The sequence below is a fragment of the Marivirga harenae genome, from assembly GCF_030534335.1.
GTDB classification, from domain to species: domain Bacteria; phylum Bacteroidota; class Bacteroidia; order Cytophagales; family Cyclobacteriaceae; genus Marivirga; species Marivirga harenae.
In genome coordinates this window covers 1877605-1899130 of the sequence record NZ_CP130565.1, presented here as the reverse complement: position 1 = coordinate 1899130, position 21526 = coordinate 1877605, and the positions used below count along the sequence as shown (strand labels likewise).

19 protein-coding genes are annotated in these 21526 nt (G+C 34.1%); 5 read left to right on the top strand and 14 right to left on the bottom strand.

The features are described from left to right. Nucleotides 1–5: 5 nt before the first annotated feature. The 3 genes from Q3Y49_RS08125 to Q3Y49_RS08115 all read right to left on the bottom strand — a co-directional run bounded on the left by Q3Y49_RS08125 (nt 6) and on the right by Q3Y49_RS08115 (nt 3409). Nucleotides 6–1139 (bottom strand): glycosyltransferase, encoded by a 1134-nt coding sequence (locus Q3Y49_RS08125; protein ID WP_303271805.1) that lies wholly within the window; start codon nt 1137–1139, stop codon nt 6–8. 99 nt (nt 1140–1238) lie between these two features. Next, nucleotides 1239–2540, bottom strand: a complete 1302-nt coding sequence (ahcY, locus tag Q3Y49_RS08120; RefSeq protein WP_303271804.1) for an adenosylhomocysteinase — start codon at nt 2538–2540, stop codon at nt 1239–1241. A gap of 98 nt (nt 2541–2638) precedes the next feature. Then, nucleotides 2639–3409 carry a biotin--[acetyl-CoA-carboxylase] ligase gene (locus tag Q3Y49_RS08115; protein WP_303271803.1) on the bottom strand — a complete coding sequence of 257 codons (771 nt, stop codon included), beginning with the start codon at nt 3407–3409 and terminating at the stop codon, nt 2639–2641. 59 nt (nt 3410–3468) lie between these two features. Between Q3Y49_RS08115 and rsfS the strand changes: the two genes are divergently transcribed. Together rsfS and ftsH are read left to right on the top strand one after the other, a co-directional pair. Next, on the top strand, nt 3469–3822 hold the full coding sequence (gene rsfS / locus Q3Y49_RS08110; protein ID WP_303271802.1) for a ribosome silencing factor: 354 nt from the start codon (nt 3469–3471) through the stop codon (nt 3820–3822). Nucleotides 3823–3888: 66 nt separating this feature from the next. Continuing rightward, nucleotides 3889–5970, top strand: a complete 2082-nt coding sequence (gene ftsH / locus Q3Y49_RS08105) for an ATP-dependent zinc metalloprotease FtsH (protein ID WP_303271801.1) — start codon at nt 3889–3891, stop codon at nt 5968–5970. A 45-nt stretch (nt 5971–6015) separates the two neighbouring features. Here the strand turns inward: ftsH and Q3Y49_RS08100 are convergent, their stop codons facing one another. From Q3Y49_RS08100 to Q3Y49_RS08080, 5 genes are all read right to left on the bottom strand, one after another. Further along, a complete protein-coding gene (locus tag Q3Y49_RS08100) occupies nt 6016–7314 on the bottom strand; it encodes a TlpA family protein disulfide reductase (RefSeq protein ID WP_303271800.1) in 1299 nt (432 codons plus the stop codon). A 75-nt stretch (nt 7315–7389) separates the two neighbouring features. After that, nucleotides 7390–7839 carry an SRPBCC family protein gene (locus Q3Y49_RS08095; protein WP_303271799.1) on the bottom strand — a complete coding sequence of 150 codons (450 nt, stop codon included), beginning with the start codon at nt 7837–7839 and terminating at the stop codon, nt 7390–7392. Between the two features lie 36 nt (nt 7840–7875). After that, the gene (locus Q3Y49_RS08090; protein ID WP_303271798.1) at nt 7876–8370 is read right to left on the bottom strand and encodes a SixA phosphatase family protein; all 495 of its coding nucleotides are present in this window, start codon (nt 8368–8370) and stop codon (nt 7876–7878) included. A 20-nt stretch (nt 8371–8390) separates the two neighbouring features. Further along, a complete protein-coding gene (locus tag Q3Y49_RS08085) occupies nt 8391–10226 on the bottom strand; it encodes an ATP-binding protein (RefSeq protein WP_303271797.1) in 1836 nt (611 codons plus the stop codon). A gap of 232 nt (nt 10227–10458) precedes the next feature. Next, nucleotides 10459–11094: a carboxypeptidase-like regulatory domain-containing protein gene (locus Q3Y49_RS08080; RefSeq protein ID WP_303271796.1), complete on the bottom strand. Its 636-nt coding sequence runs from the start codon at nt 11092–11094 to the stop codon at nt 10459–10461. A gap of 205 nt (nt 11095–11299) precedes the next feature. Here Q3Y49_RS08080 and Q3Y49_RS08075 point away from each other — a divergent pair, with 205 nt between their 5' ends. The 3 genes from Q3Y49_RS08075 to Q3Y49_RS08065 all read left to right on the top strand — a co-directional run bounded on the left by Q3Y49_RS08075 (nt 11300) and on the right by Q3Y49_RS08065 (nt 14409). Beyond that, nucleotides 11300–11683, top strand: coding sequence for an ArsR/SmtB family transcription factor (locus tag Q3Y49_RS08075; protein WP_303271795.1), 384 nt, complete (start codon nt 11300–11302; stop codon nt 11681–11683). Then, on the top strand, nt 11671–12375 hold the full coding sequence (locus tag Q3Y49_RS08070; protein WP_303271794.1) for a YjjG family noncanonical pyrimidine nucleotidase: 705 nt from the start codon (nt 11671–11673) through the stop codon (nt 12373–12375). Before Q3Y49_RS08075 ends, Q3Y49_RS08070 begins: the two co-directional genes overlap by 13 nt. Before the next feature lie 132 nt (nt 12376–12507). Next, on the top strand, nt 12508–14409 hold the full coding sequence (locus tag Q3Y49_RS08065) for a DUF3858 domain-containing protein (RefSeq protein WP_303271793.1): 1902 nt from the start codon (nt 12508–12510) through the stop codon (nt 14407–14409). On the opposite strand, the gene Q3Y49_RS08060 is transcribed toward Q3Y49_RS08065, so the two are convergent. The 6 genes from Q3Y49_RS08060 to Q3Y49_RS08035 form a co-directional block, all read right to left on the bottom strand. Beyond that, complete coding sequence (locus Q3Y49_RS08060) at nt 14380–15435, bottom strand: hypothetical protein (protein ID WP_303271792.1); 1056 nt, start codon at nt 15433–15435, stop codon at nt 14380–14382. The genes Q3Y49_RS08065 and Q3Y49_RS08060 overlap by 30 nt on opposite strands. Nucleotides 15436–15468: 33 nt before the next feature. Further along, complete coding sequence (locus Q3Y49_RS08055) at nt 15469–16299, bottom strand: UDP-2,3-diacylglucosamine diphosphatase (RefSeq protein ID WP_303271791.1); 831 nt, start codon at nt 16297–16299, stop codon at nt 15469–15471. 201 nt (nt 16300–16500) lie between these two features. Beyond that, entirely contained in the window at nt 16501–17364 is an 864-nt protein-coding gene (locus tag Q3Y49_RS08050; RefSeq protein ID WP_303271790.1) for a DUF4249 family protein, read from the bottom strand. Beyond that, on the bottom strand, nt 17364–19742 hold the full coding sequence (locus Q3Y49_RS08045) for a TonB-dependent receptor (RefSeq protein ID WP_303271789.1): 2379 nt from the start codon (nt 19740–19742) through the stop codon (nt 17364–17366). Before Q3Y49_RS08045 ends, Q3Y49_RS08050 begins: the two co-directional genes overlap by 1 nt. A gap of 182 nt (nt 19743–19924) precedes the next feature. Next, nucleotides 19925–20176 carry an acyl carrier protein gene (locus Q3Y49_RS08040; protein ID WP_303272095.1) on the bottom strand — a complete coding sequence of 84 codons (252 nt, stop codon included), beginning with the start codon at nt 20174–20176 and terminating at the stop codon, nt 19925–19927. Nucleotides 20177–20220: 44 nt separating this feature from the next. Then, nucleotides 20221–21513, bottom strand: coding sequence for a sensor histidine kinase (locus tag Q3Y49_RS08035; RefSeq protein WP_303271788.1), 1293 nt, complete (start codon nt 21511–21513; stop codon nt 20221–20223). Between the last annotated feature and the right edge of the window lie 13 nt (nt 21514–21526).

Here is a 21526-nt window from a genome sequence, read left to right as displayed (position 1 = left end):
CCTAATTAAAATATTTCTTCTAGTAAGTCTATTTGTTTTTGGGCTCTAGTTTCCCAGCTTAATGATAATGCGACATCCTTCAGCTCTCGCCTAGCATTCTCCATCTTATCCTGATTACCTAAAAAAGACTCAATTTCTCGAGCCGCCTGTTCTGGCTTTTCCCAATCAACGAATAAACCGGTATTAGCATTTTCAATGAACTCTTCCAAAGATGGTAATTTGGTAGCAAATACTGGCAAATTAAATGAATAATAGTCCAGCAGTTTTAAAGGAACTGTTAAATATCGATTAAAAAAATTATCCATTAGTGGCAAAAGACCTGCTTGAGCATTTTGGAGGAGATGATGTAATTCCTTCTTATCTAACCAACCCGTGATCTCAAGTTTGTTATCCAATCTCTTCTGCGTGATTTGCGATTCAACTTTAGCAATCTCAGCTTTTGATTTACCTCCAATAATCTTAATTTTTATTGACTCATCGAGGTATTCTGAAAGTTTAAATATATTGGAAATACCTTTTAATGCATCTAGAGAACCTACATACACCAAATATTTTTGGTCAATTGTCGGTTTCTTCTTGTCCCTAATGATTAATCCAGTGTGAAATACATTAATAGATTGGTGGGGATAATATTTTCTAAAAACTTGCTTTTGAACATTGCTTAAACAAATAATCCCATCCAGTTTTTTCAGAAATAATTTCTCTAATTTCTGCTTTCTTGCCAGACGATTGGAATTCAGATCAGTTCTTACCTTTAGGTCGGTATAAAAATCATGCGTCTCAAAATAAACTTTCCAGTTCGATTTTTTGAGAGTAACCAGATAGGGTAAAAAACCTAATGTCCTTGTAATTATCAGTTGTTGAGATTTATTCCTAGAAAGATTTAGAATACAAAATAAATAAAAGAAAATAGAGAACTTCTGCCTTTTGAAGGTTCGAATCTTAAGATTCTCTGGAATAATTGTATTAAACCTATCTTCTAAATACGGTCTAATGGGCTGACTTGACCCACTTCTAACATAAAGGTTGATTTCTTGACCTTTTTCAGCAATTGACAAAGCATTGTAAAACACAAAATTAACTGATGGTGACATGGAGGTAATATCTACCGAATGAACATAAGAAATCAACCTATTCATACATTACTTTTTTCTTCCCTTTTCAAATTAGTTATAAAACAAAAAAGAGACTAAACTTCTAATTTAGTCTCTTCTAATGGTTAATTAAGCATGAATATCTTAATATCTATAATACTCTGGTTTAAATGGTCCTTCAACCTCAACTCCAATGTAATCTGCTTGGTCTTTGCTTAAAGAATCTAGTTCTACTCCAATTTTAGCCAAGTGCAATGCTGCAACTTTTTCATCTAAGTGCTTAGGCAACATATAAACAGCATTCTCATAATTATCTTTACGAGTCCACAATTCGATTTGAGCCAATGTTTGATTTGTAAATGAATTAGACATTACAAATGACGGGTGACCTGTAGCACAACCAAGGTTTACCAATCTACCTTCGGCAAGAAGTATAATTTGCTTACCGTTTTTCATAGTAACTAAATCAACTTGTGGTTTGATATTGTCCCACTCCGCATTTTTATGTAACCAATCTACATCAATTTCATTATCGAAGTGACCAATATTACAAACAATAGCTTTATCTTTCATCGCTTCAAATAAATCAGAAGTAATGATATCCTTGTTGCCGGTAGCAGTAACAATAATGTCAGCTTCCGGAACTGCTTTCTTCATTGGCTTTACCTCAAATCCGTCCATAGCAGCTTGAAGGGCACAAATCGGGTCAATTTCTGTAACTATAACTCTCACCCCAGCACCTCTTAAGGACGCAGCAGAGCCTTTTCCAACATCTCCATATCCACCAACAACAGCTACTTTTCCGGCCATCATCACATCAGTTGCTCTTCTGATAGCATCCACCAACGATTCTTTACAACCATACTTGTTGTCAAATTTAGATTTAGTAACAGAATCATTAACATTAATTGCAGGCATTGGAAGTGTACCTTTCTTCATACGCTCATATAATCTATGAACTCCTGTAGTAGTTTCTTCTGAAAGACCATTAATACCATCTGCTAATTCAGGATAGTTATCTAAAACCATATTGGTCAAATCACCACCATCATCCAATATCATATTTAGAGGCTTTTTATCTTCTCCAAAGAAAAGTGTTTGCTCTATACACCAGTTGAACTCTTCCTCAGTCATGCCCTTCCAAGCATAAACAGGAATACCAGCAGCAGCAATAGCAGCTGCAGCTTGATCTTGAGTTGAAAATATATTACAAGAACTCCAAGTCACTTCAGCACCTAAAGCCACTAAGGTTTCAATCAAAACAGCCGTTTGAATAGTCATATGCAAACAACCAGCGATTCTAGCACCCTTCAATGGCTGTTCTTTTCCATATTCTTCTCTTAAAGCCATCAATCCTGGCATTTCAGCCTCTGCAAGTGTAATCTCTTTTCTTCCCCAAGCAGCAAGGGAAATGTCTTTTACTTTGTAATTCTGTGTATCTATCATCTTAACTTATTTTCTTCTTGTGATTTGATTAAAGCAACACAAAATTACCACATTAGTTTTAATAAATAAAGAGACTAAGAATTTATTGGATAAAAAGCTTAATGGTTTGACAATAAGCGGACTTCTTTGAACTGGTATTTCTTGAAAATCCCACTATCATCTTCAATTTCTAAAATTCCGTCAGGATGAACTTTCCGTATAATTCCGTTGAATTTACTTACCGAATCTTCATAAAAAGCCACCTTATCCTTCAAATACAAATTGGCCTCGTAAAGCTCATGAATCAATCGGAAATCACCTCCTCTCAAAATTAAATAGTAATGCTCTATTCTTTGGGCAACTTCAAGCAAAAGCTGGTTTAAATCCCAAGTCCTTTGAGTATGAGAAGCTAAGGAAGTAGCAGTTGATAAAAGGTTATCTCTCTGGTTCACATTTAACCCAATTCCAGCTATGCTTTCCGAAATGCTGTTTTGGTTAATGGAGTTTTCAATTAGAATCCCGGCAATCTTTTTCTTGTTAACAATAAGATCATTAGGCCATTTTACAAACAAGTTTGCGTTAGGAACAAGTCTTTTTAACACATCCAAAAGTGCTAAAGACACCATTCGATTCAACTCAAATTGCTGAGAAGGCTTCAAAAATTTTGGTTTAAAATAAACGGAAAAAGTTAAATTCTCGCCTTGTGGCGAATTCCAAGTATTTCCTCTTTGTCCCTTACCCTTTGTTTGGTGATCTGTGATGATAATTGCACCTTCATGAAGTTGATTTTTGGCAGACATTTGTGCCATCAAATCATTAGTGGAATGACAGCTTGGCAGAGAAATCACTTGTTTCCCTATAAATAAAGTATTGGCAAAGATTTTATGCAATATTATTTATTAAATTTACAGCAAATAAACATTTTTGATTTGAAACCAAAAAATAATTAATGAATTCAGAGGCTTTAAGTAACTTAGTGGTGCAGGGAATGCAGGAGAGAAAAGCTCAAGACATCACCATCATAGATTTATCGGAAGTGAAAAACGCAGTAGCTGATTTCTTTGTTATATGTTCAGCTACTTCTGATACTCAGGCAGATTCGATTTCAGAATCTATAGAAAAATACGTATACAAAGAAACACAAGAGAACCCTTGGAAGTCGGAAGGAAAAAACAATAGAGAATGGATTCTCATTGACTTTGTAAACGTTGTCGCCCACGTTTTCAAAAAAGACAAAAGAGAACATTATGACCTAGAAAATCTTTGGGGCGATGCAAAAATCATCGAGGTTGAAAATGTATAAAAAATTATCATAAACATAATGCTAAATGCTAACGTTATGCTAGCAGCATTGTAATAGTAAAAAGTAATGGCAGAAACACCAAAAGATAACAAAAGAAAAAAAATCATACCTAAACCCCCTCAAAAGCCTAATTATCAAATTTGGGTAATTATTATTTTGATCTCAGTGGTTTTTGGTATATCCATGTTTAGTGGCAGCAGTAGTGCTATTAAAATATCTGAAAAAAGATTCGAAAGAATGTATTTGAGTAATGATGTAAAAAAAGTCTTATTGCTCAAAAATCAAGGAATAGTTGAAGTCTTCCTTAAAGAAGAAGCACTCCAAAATTCAAAATATATCCAGGAGTTAGAGAATAGTAATCCTTGGAATTATCAACAAGGTCCGCACTATTCTTTTGAAATTCCTAGTTTAGATATCTTCGATAAAAACTTTGCTCAGCTTGAAAGCCAAGTTCCCGAAGGGGACAGAATTGGTTATGAGGTAGAAGAAAGAACCCAATGGTCGGAAATGTTTTGGAGCTATGGCTTTTTAATATTTTTATTATTTGGTGTATGGTTCTTAATGAGAAGAATGTCCGGGCAGGGTGGACCTGGTGGCCAAATCTTCAATATCGGCAAATCCAAAGCAGCATTATTTGACGCGGAAAATAAAGTTAAAATTACTTTTAAAGATGTAGCCGGACTAGACGAAGCAAAAGAAGAAGTCGCAGAGATAGTAGAATTCTTAAAAAACCCTTCCAAATTCACAACGCTTGGCGGAAAAATACCTAAGGGTGCATTATTGGTAGGCCCTCCGGGTACTGGAAAAACTTTACTAGCAAAAGCAGTTGCTGGTGAAGCTGAAGTTCCTTTCTTTTCTTTATCAGGCTCTGATTTCGTAGAAATGTTTGTGGGTGTTGGTGCGGCTAGAGTACGGGATTTATTCAAACAAGCCAAGGAAAAAGCTCCTTGTATCGTTTTTATTGACGAAATCGATGCAATTGGTCGCTCTAGAGGTGGTGGAAGAATGCCGGGTTCAAATGATGAGAGAGAAAATACCTTAAATTCCTTATTAGTGGAGATGGATGGTTTCTCTACTGACTCAGGGGTTATCATTTTAGCTGCAACAAACAGACCAGACGTACTGGATTCTGCTTTAATGAGACCAGGAAGGTTTGATAGACAAGTAAGTATAGATAAGCCAGATATTATCGGAAGAGAGGCTATTTTCAAAGTTCATTTGGGCCCATTAAAGGTAAGTAAGGAAATGGACGCGAAGAAATTAGCTGCGCAAACTCCTGGCTTTGCCGGAGCTGAAATAGCTAATGTTTGTAATGAAGCTGCTTTAATTGCCGCAAGACGAAATAAGAAAGCAGTTGATATGGATGACTTCCAAGATGCTATCGATAGAGTTATTGGTGGTCTCGAGAAGAAAAATAAAATCATTTCTCCAGAAGAAAAGAAAATTGTTGCTTACCATGAAGCGGGGCATGCTGTTGCAGGATGGTTCTTAGAGCATGCAGATCCATTGGTGAAAGTTAGTATTGTACCAAGAGGAATTGCAGCTTTGGGATATGCTCAATATTTACCTAAAGAACAGTTCTTACATCAAACAGAACAATTATTTGATGAAATGTGTATGGCTCTTGGTGGTCGTGCAGCAGAGGAAATAGTTTTTGGTAAAATTTCTACTGGAGCTTTAAGTGATTTAGAAAGAATTACCAAAATGGCTTACAGCATGGTAAGCGTTTACGGTATGAACGATAAAATCGGTAATGTTTCTTTCTATGACTCTAAAGACGGTGGTGATTATAAATTTACGAAACCGTATTCTGAAGATACTGCTAAGGTAATTGACGAAGAGGTTAATAAATTAATAGCCAAAGCTTATGTAACAACTAAAAAGCTCTTGACAGAAAAAAGAGACAAGTTGGAAATTTTAGCACAGCAACTTCTTGAGAAGGAAATAATTTTCCAATCTGATTTAGAGAAATTAATTGGTAAAAGACCATTTGCTCAACAAACAACTTATGAAGCATATACCAATGGTAAAAAGCAAGAAAAATTAGATCAGGAAAAGAAAGAAGGAGAATCAAAAAAAGATGAAGCTGTAGCTGAAGAAACTACCTCCGAATCTTCAAACACAGAAAATAAAAAAGAGGATAAGTAGGAATCCATTTATCTCAAAAGTAATAGCTCTACAATAATTGTAGAGCTATTTTTTTGCACCTGCTTTGATCAACTTTTCTTCAAGACGATCACTGATAATTAATGACATTGACTCTGATTCAATAATTTCACCCTTTTTGTCTAAAATTATGTAAAATGGGAAATTCCGTATATTTAAGTCATTTTTATATCTACTTTTTCTAAAGGCATTAGATTGTTCGGGTAATAAATGATGACCTCTTATCCTATTTTGATAAATAAATGCTTTGGTTTTTTCAGGCACTTCGTAAGCATCAATACAGATATGCACGAATCTGAAATTGTCCTTTACTTCTAGTTTTAAATCTTCTAACAAATTAAATTCGTGGGCTATGTCTGTATCCCAGATTGACCAAAAAACTAGTAAATACGACCTTTCAGATGAATCACGGGAAATATAGTTCTCCATTGCTCCGTCTATGTCAATTCCAAAAATAAAATCTATTTCGGATCGAACAGATAGCTCCTTTAACTTTTGCATTTGGATCAGTTCCTGAACTATGTTTTTTTCCCTATCACTTAAATCACCTTTAAGTAATTGGTAATTCTCTTCTAATTCGGATAAAGGCAGTCCGATTCTAAAGAAATGATAAAAAACCAAGGCATTTGATTCGGGCTCCCCAAAATCAGACTCTATTTCTGATTTCATTTCAATTTTCTTCAATCCTTTAAAAGCACTGGTATGAAAATATTGATAAAATAATTTATACATCAATTGCCAATACTTGACATACTTGGATGAATATCCCACTATATTTTCCTCAAACTCCTGATTATAATTCTCTATAGCAAAATTAAATAAACGCTTAGCAGACCTATGACTCCATACCGTAGTATTATAGCCGGTTTCAGCTCCATATTTATCATCACTTAAAGCTAAATGTTCTATGCTATCTAAAGCTTTCGAATAATAAAGGTCTATACTATTGAGTTTCTTAAGTTTAGAATTGCTTAAACTAAGATTTCCAGATCGCCACTTTTCTACTGACACGATCAAGATGTCTTGGTCATTCCTTTCAGGCTGTGATACTTCAATCTCAAAATCCAAGTTTATGTCTTTAATCCATAAATAGTATTGAGTATCATTCAGACTCAATAAATAGAAATGAAAATCCATTCCTACTAATTGAAATTCTGTGGAGGTTGGGTACGCAAATTTTGGAAAATAGCTTATTAATTGAGGATAAGTTGGATCCTGAAGCTTGATTTTGAAATTTTCTTTATGCTTAAATGTTACCGAACTTGCCGAAAGCTCGAGTGTACTAAAAAAAAATAACAATATGCCGAATAGTAGCTTGCCCCTCATAGTTTTATTAACATAATAAGCAAAATTATAAATATTTGCTATTAGTAGAGAACATATGAGGGATTAATCTGTGTTTTATGCACCCACAGCCTGAAATATCTTCTTGTAAATGGGCTTCCGATAAGCAAATTGAAGCCACAAAACAGGCTTCAATAAGTAATCCATTAATATGGATGGTGATTTAAATTCAATATCATCTATGATACTAGATTCATTTTCATCGATTTTCTCAACCACATGATGATGCTTCCATGATTTTAAAAAGAATGGTAACTTGATGCCTTCATCTACAAATTCAAAAACAGAATCTGAGGTATTATCAAAAGTTATTTTGCTAATCCAATCCTGTTTAAAAAAAATAAAATTCAGTTCGAGATGCACCCTATCACCTGTTTCACAACCTCCAAACTCCTTTAGGTTAACTGGTGGAAAAGGAGGATTCAAGGATAAAAACAGTTTTTCATCAAATCCGCTTTTTACCGATAAAAAGTCTTGGTTGACTTTAGTTTTGAGTCTTAAGTGCATGAAATCAAAATCAATTTAGACACAAAATGTTTGAAATTATTCTTTATATTTTGATCCATAGCTGTGGGTAATAACCTCGCCTGAAGCAAATCTTAACTCAAAAATTTTATCATATTCACTTTCTTTGATTTCCTTTTGTGGCTTTTCAAAACCCAACGCTTCTATTTCTTCAAGAATGGTATTGCTGTGACCTATTACTAAAATAGTATCCACTTTTAATGCTTTTAATTTTGTTGCAAAGTTCTTGGGTTCATATAGTGAGATTTGAAGATTCTGACGCTCCGCAACTGGCTCGGCTGTCTCACGTGTCCGAGCATAATCCGTTGAAAAAATTGAATCTACCTTTATATCATTGAACCAACTAGCCAAATCCACAGACCTTATTACGCCATCAGTGGTGAGAGGAGGATCATTTTTAGGGGTTACATCTTTTTCTGCATGTCGAACTAGATAGATGACTTTGTTTTCATTTTCATTATTACAAGCTGTAGCCAAAAAGCTTAGCAAAATTATTACTACAATAATTCTCATATAGTTTATTTTTAAATGGTTTATATTTTTGGAAATGCCACGATGAACTTGGCCCCTTTACCCAATTCACTTTCACACCACACACTTCCGTTCATTTCCTCTACATACTTTTTGACTATGGACAAGCCAAGCCCTGTGGAAGTCTCATCTCCGGTTGGTTTAGCAGACAAGGTCATGTATTTAGAAAATAATTTTACTTTATCTTTTTCAGATATGCCTGGTCCTTCGTCCTTGACGAAAACATGATGATATTCGTGATGTGTTTCGCTCCCAATTACAACTTTGCTCCCAAATGGAGAAAATTTCAAAGCATTGCTCACTAAGTTCTCAAAAACTTGTTTTAGAAAAAAAGAATCTACCATGACAGTTTTCCCATGGAGAACTTGGCTTGTATCAATTGAAATATTTTTAGACTCCGCTTTTTCTCTAAATTCGGATACAGTTTCCATTAAAATATTAGCTAAATCAACGGTTTTAACTTTATAATTGAGGCTCCTTTTCTGAATGGATTCCAAGTCTAAGATACGCTCAACCAACTCCTTTAGATGATGGTTGGAATTCTCAAGTTTTTCAAAAATCTGAACCTCTTCTTTATCCCACTTCTCACTTTTAAATCCCAAAATTGTTATTAACCCATTCATTTGATTGATGGGACTTTTTAAATCATGAGCTACAATTCCAATTAAATCGTCTTTCTGCTTATTTATATCTGTTAATTCCTTATTCTTTTTCTGCAAAAGTTGCCTTTGATGGGACAATTCATCTTTACTCCTGTTCAATTCAGACAACAATTCTTCTAATTGTTCACTTTTCTCTGTCAATAGTACATTGTCCCTTTCACGAATGCGATTAGATCTTATCAATAAAAAAACTATAATAGTAACAAAAAGTAATCCAAAACTAACAGATAAAATGATGGTCCATTGTAATTCTTTTTGCTTTTCAGAAGCCATCAAACTTTGACTTTGAATTTCTTTCTCTTTGTTCAAAAATGCAATTTCATCGGCACTACCTGTAATATTATCTCCAGCCAAACCCCAAATCAATTCTGAATAATCATTCCCTAGGTATCTCCTAATAATTTTATCCGCTTCTGCTCTATACAAGTAACTTTCAAAATAATTTTTTACAGGTTTATCAAGTCCATTACCTAACTGATAAACAAATCTATATCCATCTCTTTTGACCTGGAATTTACTGTGTCTCTTAACAGGGTGACCCTTGGCAATTTCGATTACATAAAATGGTAAACCAACGTAGCCAACCATCTCCTTATTTCTGCTCACCAATCGAATAATATCCTCATCATTTGGCACATCAACATAATTTAAATTCAATTCATATTGATTACTAAGCTCGTTCAAATCATCTTCATAGGTGGTGCTGGACATAGTAGCTGCCTCATAGCCGTCAATGTGCGTCCTTAAATTACTACCGTCTTCTAATGGAGGAACTGACAGATGCGTAATAAAAACACTAACATCCGGCATATATGAGTAAGAAAAGCCAACTAATTTTGAACGCTCTTTTGTTTTTGAAATTACTGATACCCCAAATGCTGGAATCATTGATTTATTGACATAATCAAATACAGAATCGAAGGTGGGCACTTGCTCCCATTCTACAAAAAGTTTAACAGAATACTTTTTTTCAATAAACCGAAGAAATGAATCCATCATTTCCTTTTCTATTCCTAGTAAATTCCCAATTTCATCTTGATAAATAAAAGGTTCAATTGGGTAATAATAAACTTTAACCTTCCCTGATCCCTTTTCAAGAATTTCCTCAAATGACTGTGCACCTAAAATAAACGTGCTTAGGTACAAGATGGATGATATGACGAGAATTTTTTTCAAGCTATAAAAGCATTTCAATTCTTAAAATAAACAGAAAGCTACCATTTAAAAAAATAATTGACCTATTATGGACGATATTTCCAAATAAGTGCTTCAGCAAGAAACTAAATTTATATTAAAATTACTTAGTGGAGTTCAATTAAAAGGTACAGATAAATTCAAATTTGAAAAATACAGGATTTCCCAAAATTCATCAAAAACTCATAGAAATAATTAAGCTCTGATAGAGGAGTTAATCATTGTTCTGAAAGTCTCCTCTTTTTATAGCTCTAAATATTTCAACCCAAGACATTGGATTAAGAAGTGGATTTATTCTCACAGAACTTCTGGTCTGATCGTAAAATGCTTGTTGCTGAACAAACCAACGATGGTTCATGGAGCCATCAGCAGGCAAGGATTTATACATTTCTTGCAAAGTTGCAGGATCAAGATTTCTGTTCATATTGTCATAATCATCTGGCAGTCTTACAGCAAGAAGCGCTTTCTTGAAAGCTTCCGCAGTAGGTGGCAAATTGTAAACCTGAACCTCATTAAGCATTTCTGTATCAGATTCAAGTTGAAATATTACTTTTAATGTAGATGTCTTTATTTTGGGAACGATGTATGTGGCCTTTTTGAAACCCACTGCACTAATTACTAAACTATCACCTTCTAAAGCAGGCATAGAGAAAAAACCATACTGATTTGTGGATGTTCCTCTTCCAAAGACTGGGGTATATATATGGACTCCAGGAACACTGGCACTGTCTTGATCTAAAACAACTCCCGTAAATTGAATCACCCGGTCTTCCTCCGTCTCTTCTTGAGCATAAGATAGAAAGGGTACAATTACTAAACAAAATAATAATATGGCTTTATTAATCTTCATTCACTACAAATATAATGGATTAAAGCGAATTCTAGAAATATATCTTCCAGTGCTTAGTAACACCTTCAAAATACCTATTCTAGTTTACTAAAACTAAATTGATAACGTATTAGTTAAGCTATAGTTATAAGAATGATAATTATTAAATAGATGCAAAAGTTCATTATTCCTTTATTACTTTTACCTTGCTAACTATCTAGGTTCTATGAGGCTAAAGAATTTTACTTTAAACTTCAGTGTACAATTTTATAAATGTTTATCGGACGACTCACGCTTGCGTGTTCTATTTCTGGTTCACCAAAATCAGGAAATGTGCATATCTGATTTAGAGTTAATTTTAGATTTTACGCAAGCCAAAACATCGCGACACATTTCTTACTTAAAGAATAATGGCGTTTTGAACTCTAAGAAGGTAGACCAGTGGGTGTTCTATTATGTTAAAGAAGAAGTAAAAGATTTATTAGCGCAGACTTTAAAATTTGTAGAAAAAGATCAGCAATTACAGAAAGATTTAGAAACCTTTAAAGTGATGTACTCCAATAGAGCATTAGCTTTAAACAAACTACACAGTAAAAAATGGGTGAAATAAAATCATACAAACATATTTTTTTTGATTTAGATCATACGCTTTGGGATTATGAAAAAAATTCAAATGAGGCTTTAGGTGAACTATTTCTAAAATATCAACTCAACAAACTAGGAATCGACAGTTGTGATCATTTCAATCTATGTTTTGAACAAGTAAACCAATCACTTTGGAGTGATTTTAACAAAAGCAAAATATCGAGAGACACAATTAGGGAGCAAAGGTTTCTGAGAATATTGAATCAGTTCGAAATCGATGATAGGAAATTGAGTGACCAATTATCTGACGAATATTTGATGTTATGTCCTACAAAACCACATTTAATGCCATATACATTTGAAGTCCTTGATTACCTCAAAGATAATTACCAACTTCATATTTTGACTAATGGTTTTACTGATGTTCAAAGACTTAAACTAGAAAAATCCAGATTAAATACATATTTCTCAACTGTTGTGACCTCAGATAGTGCCGGTTACAAAAAGCCCATGTCTTCTATTTTTAAATTTGCAATCGATAAAGCGGAAGCAAGGAAAAATGAAAGTATTATGATTGGAGACAATCTTCAAACCGATATCATGGGAGCTAGAAATTTCGGAATGGATACTGTCTATTACAATCCCAAAAAACAAGAACATAAATCTAGTGTAACCCATGAAGTAGATTGTTTGAGTCAGTTAAAAAGTATATTTTAGTTGTAATTCCGATCAAGCAAACGTAAAGCTTTATTAACCGTATTAAATAATGTTAAATTGCAATTGGAATAATAATTGCTAGTAATATTCTGACTTTTAATATTTGATATATCTCAATAAATTAGATTCAATATGCAGAAAATAATTCTTACTATTTTTCTTTCCATTTTACTTTGCTTACAAATTTTTGCTCAAGAAAAAGATCAATCCTCAGATTCTGCATTTGGATTAGGAGCCGAAGCAATCATCTTACTAGACAGCGGACAAAGTGTCTATAACGAAGATTTTGAACTCATTTTTACACACACTACAAAAATAGAAATCTTAAAAGAATCTGGACTTAGCTGGGCAAATGTAATGATTCCATACAGTGAAAGTGATTCATTGCTGTCTATAAAAGGACAAACCTATAATCTAGGGGCAAATGATTCTTTAGTTATTGACAGTTTAAATTCTGCCACTATTAAGAAAAAGGTAAATAATGGGATAGTGGAAAATTATTTTTCGTTACCCAATGCGAAAGTTGGAAGTATTATTGAATACTCCTATCAAATAAAGATTGCTGATTGGCAAGAGCTGAATACGTGGTATTTTCAAAATGACATACCAGTCTTAAAATCAATTTACACTACTGAAACTCCTAATTATTTACTCTTCTACAAGTATTTGGAAGGTCTATTGAATTTAAATGACTTTAGCAGGAAAACTGTTAAAAAAATGATCAACGACAAACAAACAGACATCTTGATTGAGAATTATCAAATGGATAGTATTCCTGCCTACGTGCAAGAAAATGACGTTCCGGGATACGACTATTTTGTTTCCAAATTGAAATTTGAATTGGCAGAATATACCCTTCCTAGACAGAATACCGAATTTTTGTTGCCACAGAATTATGAGGAACTAGCATTTAATTGGGCTGGCGCTCCATTCTTCAAAGACGTTTACTCAAAAAGCAGCTACTTACAAAGAGAAATTGACCGGATCTACCACCCACAATTACTTAAAATGGATGTCATAAAAGGGTTTTATTTCTTCATTAGAAATAACTTCAATATAGATTTAACATACGGAGATAAAAGCTTGGAGGAAGCTTACAGAGCTAGAAAAGGTACTCCACAACAAATAAATATGATATTAACCAAAATGCTGAACCAGTCTGGATTCGATGCCTATTTGGTTGCTTTGAGCACAATTTCCAACAGACCTACATATCCTGATAATCCAAATTTCGAATTATTCGATACATATATAAGTATGGTTAGGTATAATGGGGATAATTATTTTATGGATGCATCTGAAAAGGATTTATTGTTCAATATGCTTCCTCCTGATTATGTAAACAATGGCGGCTTAGTCATTTCTCAAGATGCACCTGGCTTTGTTCCCTTAAGCTTTGACCATGAAGACAAGGAAATGATAACAGCAGAATTCGTTATCTCAGATTCTGCCACAATCAATGGTGAATATGAGGTTAAAAGAGAAGGCTATGCTGTATATAATTTCGACTCCCGTTTTCTAAACAACAATAGAACTTACAACGACTACCTCATTGAAACCATATTTCAAAATATGGATTGGAACATTAAGAAACATGAGGTAAATGATCAATTTGAAGAATCTAAAATTATAAAAGAGTATTTGTCTTTTGCTAGACCTGCAGATTCAATTGCAAAAAACTATATGGAAATTCAACCTATTGTTTTCAATGAATTCCCTGAGAATCCACTTCAAGCTGAAAAAAGACAAAATCCTTTAACTTTGTACACTCCATTAGTTAGAAAAGCTAGCTATTCCTATTCCATCCCTGAGGGTTGGACGGTATTGGAATTTCCTTCCGAAAAAAATGTAGCACTTCCAGATGGGAAAGGAAAATTGATGTACCAATGCAAAAAAATGGGGGATACATTGAAAATTGAGTATAGTATTAACTATGATAAAGTCATTTACATGCCAGATGAATACGTGGTAATTAAAACTTTCATGCAAGAAATCACGGATACCTTAGCTCAAAAAATTGTTTTGATTCGTTAAATTATTATGTTCTTTCAGATAGGTTAAGCTTACTGCTACCACTTCTCCCATGCTTTTGCAATTATTAAACTCCTGGTGCTTGTAGTGTTCAGCAAGTTCCGCTTTGAGATTTTTCAAATTTTCAGGGGTTGTTAATTTATCTTTTTTCATAGCTCTCATCAGCTCCTTCAGATTATGATCTGATGCTTTCATCCTATTTACAATCAGGGATCGTTCCTCTTTTTGATATTGCTTGACAGTTGCAGGCGTCATTAGCTCAAGGCCTAATTCAATAATAGGGTTGTTTTGTTTGAAGTACTGAGGCATATACACAGCTTTCCGACCCTCATAAGATTGTTGATCAAAATCTATAGATTTAATTCTGTAGTGGATTTCTTCAAAATCAGGGGTAATATCTATTACAAAATTACTAGAATGCATATCACCCAATAAACGTACAAAACATCTTTCAGTGAATTTCACAAATTCTTTTGCCAGTCTAATTTTGTTTAATTTAGCATCATCCATATAGTTTTTTATAAACTGGTCGCCAGGAATACCAGGAATATGTTCCTCGATTAATGTCGCACCATTTACAATATAACTCATCCTATTGGGCGACAATAAATGCTCTAATTCCAATCCATAAATTCTGGAGGCATCGGCTTTTTTGATATAGAAGTAATCAAAATTGTCGTTGATTTTATTGACTATTCTGACACGGAAAGGATACGTATTTCCATATGTACATGCATCCACTCTATCAACATAAAGATGCTCCATTACAGACAAATCACCGTCTGCTTTGAGAATAGCATATATATTTTTTAGACCATAGTAGATATGCTTCATATCATCTTGTGGGAAAAACAATGTTTCCCAGAGCGTATCTTTATCTTCGCTGTCATAGAGCGGAATGGCATTATTTGCTCGTGTTAAATCATCATACTTAATAGGGATATCCAATTGACGACCATGATTTTTTAGATACTTCATCAAATGGTCACTTACAGGAAATATTTTTTTCTTTTTACTGATTAAAGCCATATTCGAATATAAAGCCTTTTCAGAAATAAATAATTATGCAGTCTTTTTTCGTAAGTTTAATTCTTCCGATTCAGTTATTTCCTTTATATTAATCTTACCCATCTTTTTATGATTTGATATATAATCTGATGTGTCCGCATAGTATACCAAAGACCAGTTTCCTTCTTTGTCTTCACCTAGTGCACTCATGCTTTCAACCCAGTCACCTGAATTCATATATATTAAACCATTAATTTCCTTTAATGCAGCTTGGTGAATATGTCCACATATGATTCCATCGCAGTTCTTTATTTTTGCTATTTCTGCAAGTTGTTTTTCGAAATCATCAATATAAGAAACTGCAGATTTCACTTTTGATTTCACTACTTGGCTTAGAGAGTAATAGGGCAGACCTTTTTTCCTTCTATATTGATTGTATTGAGAATTGACCCACAACAAAAATGTATAACCTGCATCTCCTAATTTAGCTATCCATTTAAGATTTGTAGTAATAGAATCAAAAATATCACCATGTACAACATAAAACCTCTTACCATTACTCTCAATTACTATATCACGCGTAATGGTCAAATTTCCAACTTTGAATGGAAGTACTTGGTCCAAAAAATCATCGTGGTTTCCTCTTAAATAAATCACTTCGGTTTTATGATCCTCAATCATTTTAAGAATTCTATTGAAAAAACGGGTGTGTTTCCTTTTCCAGGTGCCATACTTTTTTAGTTGCCAACCGTCAATAATATCTCCATTGAGAATTAATCGGTCGCAGCTACATTGCTTGAGAAATTTGACAAGTTCTTTCGCTTTGGATCCTTTGGTGCCAAGATGCACGTCAGATATGACTAAAGTTTTATAGTGTGTTATCATGACCTTTATTGGTTTCTTAAAGGTCATCATTGATTATTATTCCATGTTTAAGTGCCTGTTAAACAATTGAAAAGATTTTTAGACTTATTACAACTATAGTAACATTCCTTTAAAAAAGACTCAATATTAAATTAATAGTGGAAAAACCAATGGACAAAATTCGCGAATAACAATCAACAAAAGTTCAAGCAATAGAAATAATTATTCTCTAGCTTTTATTACGATACTTCTCCTTTGAATTGAGCTAAATTGAATGAATCCTAAAGGTTTATTTTCAGGGTTTGTTATGTTCTTTATATTAGATGTCGGATTCACTGGTGGTGGACTGAAAACCCCTCCATCGTTAAATAGCAGATTAATAAACTCAACATAATACTGGTAGACGTCCTCATTTATTGTGTAAAGCTCCAATCCAACAGAATCCTCCTCTTCGAACGAACCAGGAATTGGTAATGCACTAAACTCTTTACCAAAAAATTCTGACGTTAAAACAGAGTTTGACAAATCCCCTCTAGAATTTTGAAGGGTATCATTTACGATTACATCAAGCTTAAAATATTCAATTCCTTCATTATTCAATTTTCCGTTCACAAACATGAAGAACCCGTCCCCGAAGGCAGGTTGACCTAAACTATTTAATTCTTCAGCTGATAAATAATACAAAGAATCCAAAGTGGCATTCTCTAAAATTTCACCTTTTGCCTCTAACAATTCACCTTTAGCTTCAATTTGAAGAATGTATTCTTGTCCTACAGAAAGCTCTATCGGTCTGTTAGATCTATAAGCACTGTCTTCACTATAATAAACAAATTCATCGATTACGTTGTAGTCACTATCCAGTAAACTAACCTCGGCCTGGGTAAAAGGTGACAAGCCGCTAGTATCATAATAATTTAAGCTCTCTGAAATTTTTACTTTCTGAAACGATCTCTCATTGACCAACCTGCCTTCAATGACCAACTTAGGTTCTGACTGTTCCAAATCCAAATCGATAATTTCTTGACAAGACCAGCTCACTAATACCGCTAAAAGAAGGCTTAATATTTTGTTTCTGCTCGCTTTCATTAGTTAAAAGAAAAGTTATAGGTGATGGAAGGAATAATGCCAAACAAAGCAGTTTTTACTGCAGCAGGTCTAGTACTCGTTATCGGACCATCTTGAGATTCACTGAAATTTGGATCATTGTTATTGACCTCTCTGAATTCTATAGAAAATGGATTTTTACGGTTATATACATTATAGAAAGAAACATTAATCTCGTGATCATAGCGCTTCCATCTACTTTTTAATTCGTAAGTCAGGCCTAAATCCATTCGGTGAAAATCAGGCATTCTGCTGGTGTTTCTTTTGGAATCATCATAATATGGAATATTTTGCCCGCTCATGATATATCTTCCTTCAGGAAAGGTTACCGCTGCACCACTAGCATACACCCAATTACCAGAAAATGATAGTCGTTCGGAAAATTTATGTGATACTACTACTGAAATATCATGTGGTTTGTCATAGCGAGCCAAATAGGGATCACCACTAGCCACCCCTTCAATTTGTCGCTGGGTTCTTGCTAAAGTATAACTTATCCAACCTGAAGTTTTTCCAGTATTTTTCCTCAACATAAATTCGGCTCCATATGACCAAGCTTTTCCCTCAGCAACTGCTGTTTCTATTCTGTCATTTAGCAAAACATCTTCTCCAGGTAGGAAATCCACCACATTTTGTAGCCATTTGTAATAACCTTCAACTGATATTTCCCATGCATTGTCTTTCAGGTTTCTAAAATATCCAATGGCTACTTGATCCCCGATTACTGGCTTTATATGATAATCAGCTGGAATCCATCGGTCAGTTGGGAACCCTGCTGTAGCATTAGTAGCTACTTGCAAGTATTGACGCATTCTATTGTAGGATGCCTTCAAACTAGTTTTAGAATTGACGAGATACCGAATTCCCAATCTTGGTTCAAAACCTCCATAGTGTTTTACTAATTCCCCACTTTCATAAACATCAGTCCTGATTTCATTTTCAGGACTTTTCCTTTGTCCCTCAGTATAAATAGAAACAGAATCTGCGCCTATTTTAGCAAAAGATGAGTAGCGAAGGCCATATTCCATGCTTAATTTATCAGTAATCGTGTGTTGATTACTTACATAAAGAGCGGTTTCAACGGCATAATCATTTTGAAGATTGAAGTCTTGCACATTAGAATCTTGTGACTGTATTTCTGCAGGTGCAAAAACATGGTAAATAGCATTAGCTCCAAAGAAAAGAGTATTATTGTTATTTAAAAAATAATCAAAATCCAGTTTTAAATTGTATTCTAGTAAACCAGAATTCCAAATAAAGCCTGAACCTGCAGTATTTATATCAAATCCGTAGTCAAAATTACTATACAGCAAAGTAGTATTTAGAAATAGTTTATCATTGAAAAGGTGGTTCCATCTGGTAGATACTGTTGCATTCCCCCAATCGAATCCAAATAAATCTTGGAATCCCAGGTTATCACGTCCAAAGTACCCAGAAACGAAAATTTTATCTTTATCGCTAAAGCGATAGTTAAATTTGGTGTTAAAATCGTAGAAGTATAATGTGTTGTTTCTGATATTTTCGTCCTGCGCAAAAGTTAAAAATAGATCAGCATAGGTTCTCCTTCCAGAAAGAAGCAAGGAAGATTTCCCCTTAACTAGCGGGACTTCTGCAGTTAAACGACTGCTAATACTACCAATGCCGCCCGAGGCCTCAAATTCCTGATTATTCCCTTCACGCATTTGAATATCCAAAATGGAAGAAATCCTTCCTCCATACTTGGCAGGAATACCTCCTTTATAGATCTCTACATTTTTTACCGCATCAGGATTAAAAACTGAAAAGAATCCTAACAAATGACTGGCATTGTACACGGTTGCTTCATCAAGTAAAATTAAGTTCTGATCTGAGCTTCCTCCTCTCACAAACATGCCCGATGTACCTTCTCCAGCGGTAGAAACTCCCGGCAATAATTGTAAGCTCTTCACTATATCCACTTCCCCAAAAAGCGCGGGCATAGATTTAATCCTGTCAATTTGCAGTTTTTCGGTGCTCATCTTTACAGAACTGACATTTTCATCACTTCTTGTTGCTGAGACCACTACTTCCTCTAGACTTGAAGTTTCTTCTTGTAAATTAAAGTTGATCGATTTATCTTCCGTAAGGCTAACTTTCATTTCCTTCGAAGCATAGCCAACATAGCTTGCTTTTAAGATGTACTCACCTTTCGGCAAATCGAATGAATAGTAGCCGTACAAATTAGTGGCCATTCCATTTCCGGGTTGGTTTTTATCCACAACTGTAGCACCAATTAAAACTTCACCAGAACCTGCTTCTTTGACGTATCCGCTTATAGTATACTTTTGAGCATGTAAATGGCTGACCGAAAAAATCAGTAAAATTAAAAGTTTGAATTTCATAACGGTTGATAGTAGCTAGCAAACAATGAGCAAAAAACGATATGCTTCTACTTTTGTTAGTTAATTCATCAAAACTTAACATTAGTTTTGATGAATGGAGTATTATGAGGACAAATAAAAAACCGATGGTCAATAAGATTTTGCCATCGGTACTAAATCAAAGCCGGTACTATTAAGAATTTTTAGTCAGCAGACTGGATTTTCTCATCTATATATTTAACTGCCTGATTAATCGTAGACAATTTTTCTGCATCCATATCTGGAATTCTGATATTGAAATTTTGTTCGAATTCCATCACCAATTCTGCATAGTCCAATGAATCTATTCCCAAATCCTTGATAAAACTCGCGTCTGCAGTCACCTCTGAGCTAGCAATCCCAAGTTTCTCAACTAATATGTTTGTAATAGTTTTTTGAATTTCTTCTTTTGGCATTTTAATTATTTTTTCCACAAATATAACTTTTTAAAGGGTAATCACTAAAATTTTAATACAAACTCTGTTCCAAGTCCTAACGTTGATTGAACTGATATATTACCTGAATGTTTTCTCATTATTTCTTTTGATAGACTCAATCCGATACCTGAGCCGTTTTTCTTGGTAGTAAAGAACGGAATAAATATTTTAGTTAATGCTTCAGGTTCTATTCCTGTTCCGTCATCTTTCACACTTATAACGACTCTTTTTTTGGCATCGAGGTTGGAACTAATCCATATATTTTTTTCAAGTTGATCTGAATCGAAGGACTCTGAAGCATTTTTAACTAAATTGATGATTACTTGTTCAATCAACTCCCGATCAATTGAAATTTCGGGAATCCGTTCGTCAAGTGCCTTGTGAACATGAATTGATTTCCCCTTTAAATCTTTGCTCATAAGCAAGCAAATTCCTTCCAAAAGAATATTGATGTTTTCGCTTTTGAGCTTTGGAGTTGGAGTATGGGTCAAGTTTCTAAACTCATTCAAGAACCTAATTAAGCCTTCACTTCTATTTTCGATGGTTTTAAGTGAATACATTAAATCTTCCATATCATCCATTTTGATAGGTACTTGCTCCGCATCGTTGACTTTATATTCACTCAGCATTTCACGAGTGGTGCCTGTTAAGGAAGAAATAGGTGTTACGGAATTCATGATTTCATGAGTCAATACTCTAATAAGATTTCTCCATGCCTCCATTTCCTTTTCATCTAGTTCGGTTTGAATATTTTGCAACGAAACTAATTTAAAGTGCTTATCATGCAATTGCAGCTCTATAGCATAAACTGACAATTGCCTACTCTCTTCGCCTATATTCACTTGAATTAATTTACTTCCTCCCGTTTTTAGCTCCCTGAAGGTTTCCAATAACTCCTCGCTTACTTTAGCGAGCTGATTGATATTATTTATTTGATAAGAAGTATTCAATAATTTTTTTGCCGCAAAATTATATAGCTGAATGTCACCAGACTTATTAAACGTAATAATACCAATACCGACATGTTGGACTATATTTCTGAAATATTGGTACTCGGCTTCTTTTTCCTTCTGTCGCTCTTTAATTGAATTGATAATGGCTTTATACTGATTTTTCAACTCCTCATTCTTTTCCTCCGGTTCAAAATCTATTTCATTCTTTTTCAATTGCTCCAAAAAGCGATTGATGGAGATTTCATTAGCAGCCTGTTCTTTAAAAAAAGCCCTTGCTTGAATAATGATCAGTACCAAAAAAACCAATCCTAGAAAGAAAGACTCATTATGAACAGAAACAATTGCCCATACAAATACTGTCAAGATTAACAAGATC

What these genes read in the sequence shown, in the direction of transcription:
- Q3Y49_RS08125 (WP_303271805.1), bottom strand. Translation starts at nt 1,139, where the DNA reads ATGAATAGGTTGATTTCTTATGTTCATTCGGTAGATATTACCTCCATG.
- ahcY (WP_303271804.1), bottom strand. Translation starts at nt 2,540, where the DNA reads ATGATAGATACACAGAATTACAAAGTAAAAGACATTTCCCTTGCTGCT.
- rsfS (WP_303271802.1), top strand. Translation starts at nt 3,469, where the DNA reads ATGAATTCAGAGGCTTTAAGTAACTTAGTGGTGCAGGGAATGCAGGAG.
- ftsH (WP_303271801.1), top strand. Translation starts at nt 3,889, where the DNA reads ATGGCAGAAACACCAAAAGATAACAAAAGAAAAAAAATCATACCTAAA.
- Q3Y49_RS08100 (WP_303271800.1), bottom strand. Translation starts at nt 7,314, where the DNA reads ATGAGGGGCAAGCTACTATTCGGCATATTGTTATTTTTTTTTAGTACA.
- Q3Y49_RS08095 (WP_303271799.1), bottom strand. Translation starts at nt 7,839, where the DNA reads ATGCACTTAAGACTCAAAACTAAAGTCAACCAAGACTTTTTATCGGTA.
- Q3Y49_RS08090 (WP_303271798.1), bottom strand. Translation starts at nt 8,370, where the DNA reads ATGAGAATTATTGTAGTAATAATTTTGCTAAGCTTTTTGGCTACAGCT.
- Q3Y49_RS08080 (WP_303271796.1), bottom strand. Translation starts at nt 11,094, where the DNA reads ATGAAGATTAATAAAGCCATATTATTATTTTGTTTAGTAATTGTACCC.
- Q3Y49_RS08075 (WP_303271795.1), top strand. Translation starts at nt 11,300, where the DNA reads ATGAGGCTAAAGAATTTTACTTTAAACTTCAGTGTACAATTTTATAAA.
- Q3Y49_RS08070 (WP_303271794.1), top strand. Translation starts at nt 11,671, where the DNA reads ATGGGTGAAATAAAATCATACAAACATATTTTTTTTGATTTAGATCAT.
- Q3Y49_RS08065 (WP_303271793.1), top strand. Translation starts at nt 12,508, where the DNA reads ATGCAGAAAATAATTCTTACTATTTTTCTTTCCATTTTACTTTGCTTA.
- Q3Y49_RS08060 (WP_303271792.1), bottom strand. Translation starts at nt 15,435, where the DNA reads ATGGCTTTAATCAGTAAAAAGAAAAAAATATTTCCTGTAAGTGACCAT.
- Q3Y49_RS08055 (WP_303271791.1), bottom strand. Translation starts at nt 16,299, where the DNA reads ATGATAACACACTATAAAACTTTAGTCATATCTGACGTGCATCTTGGC.
- Q3Y49_RS08050 (WP_303271790.1), bottom strand. Translation starts at nt 17,364, where the DNA reads ATGAAAGCGAGCAGAAACAAAATATTAAGCCTTCTTTTAGCGGTATTA.
- Q3Y49_RS08045 (WP_303271789.1), bottom strand. Translation starts at nt 19,742, where the DNA reads ATGAAATTCAAACTTTTAATTTTACTGATTTTTTCGGTCAGCCATTTA.
- Q3Y49_RS08040 (WP_303272095.1), bottom strand. Translation starts at nt 20,176, where the DNA reads ATGCCAAAAGAAGAAATTCAAAAAACTATTACAAACATATTAGTTGAG.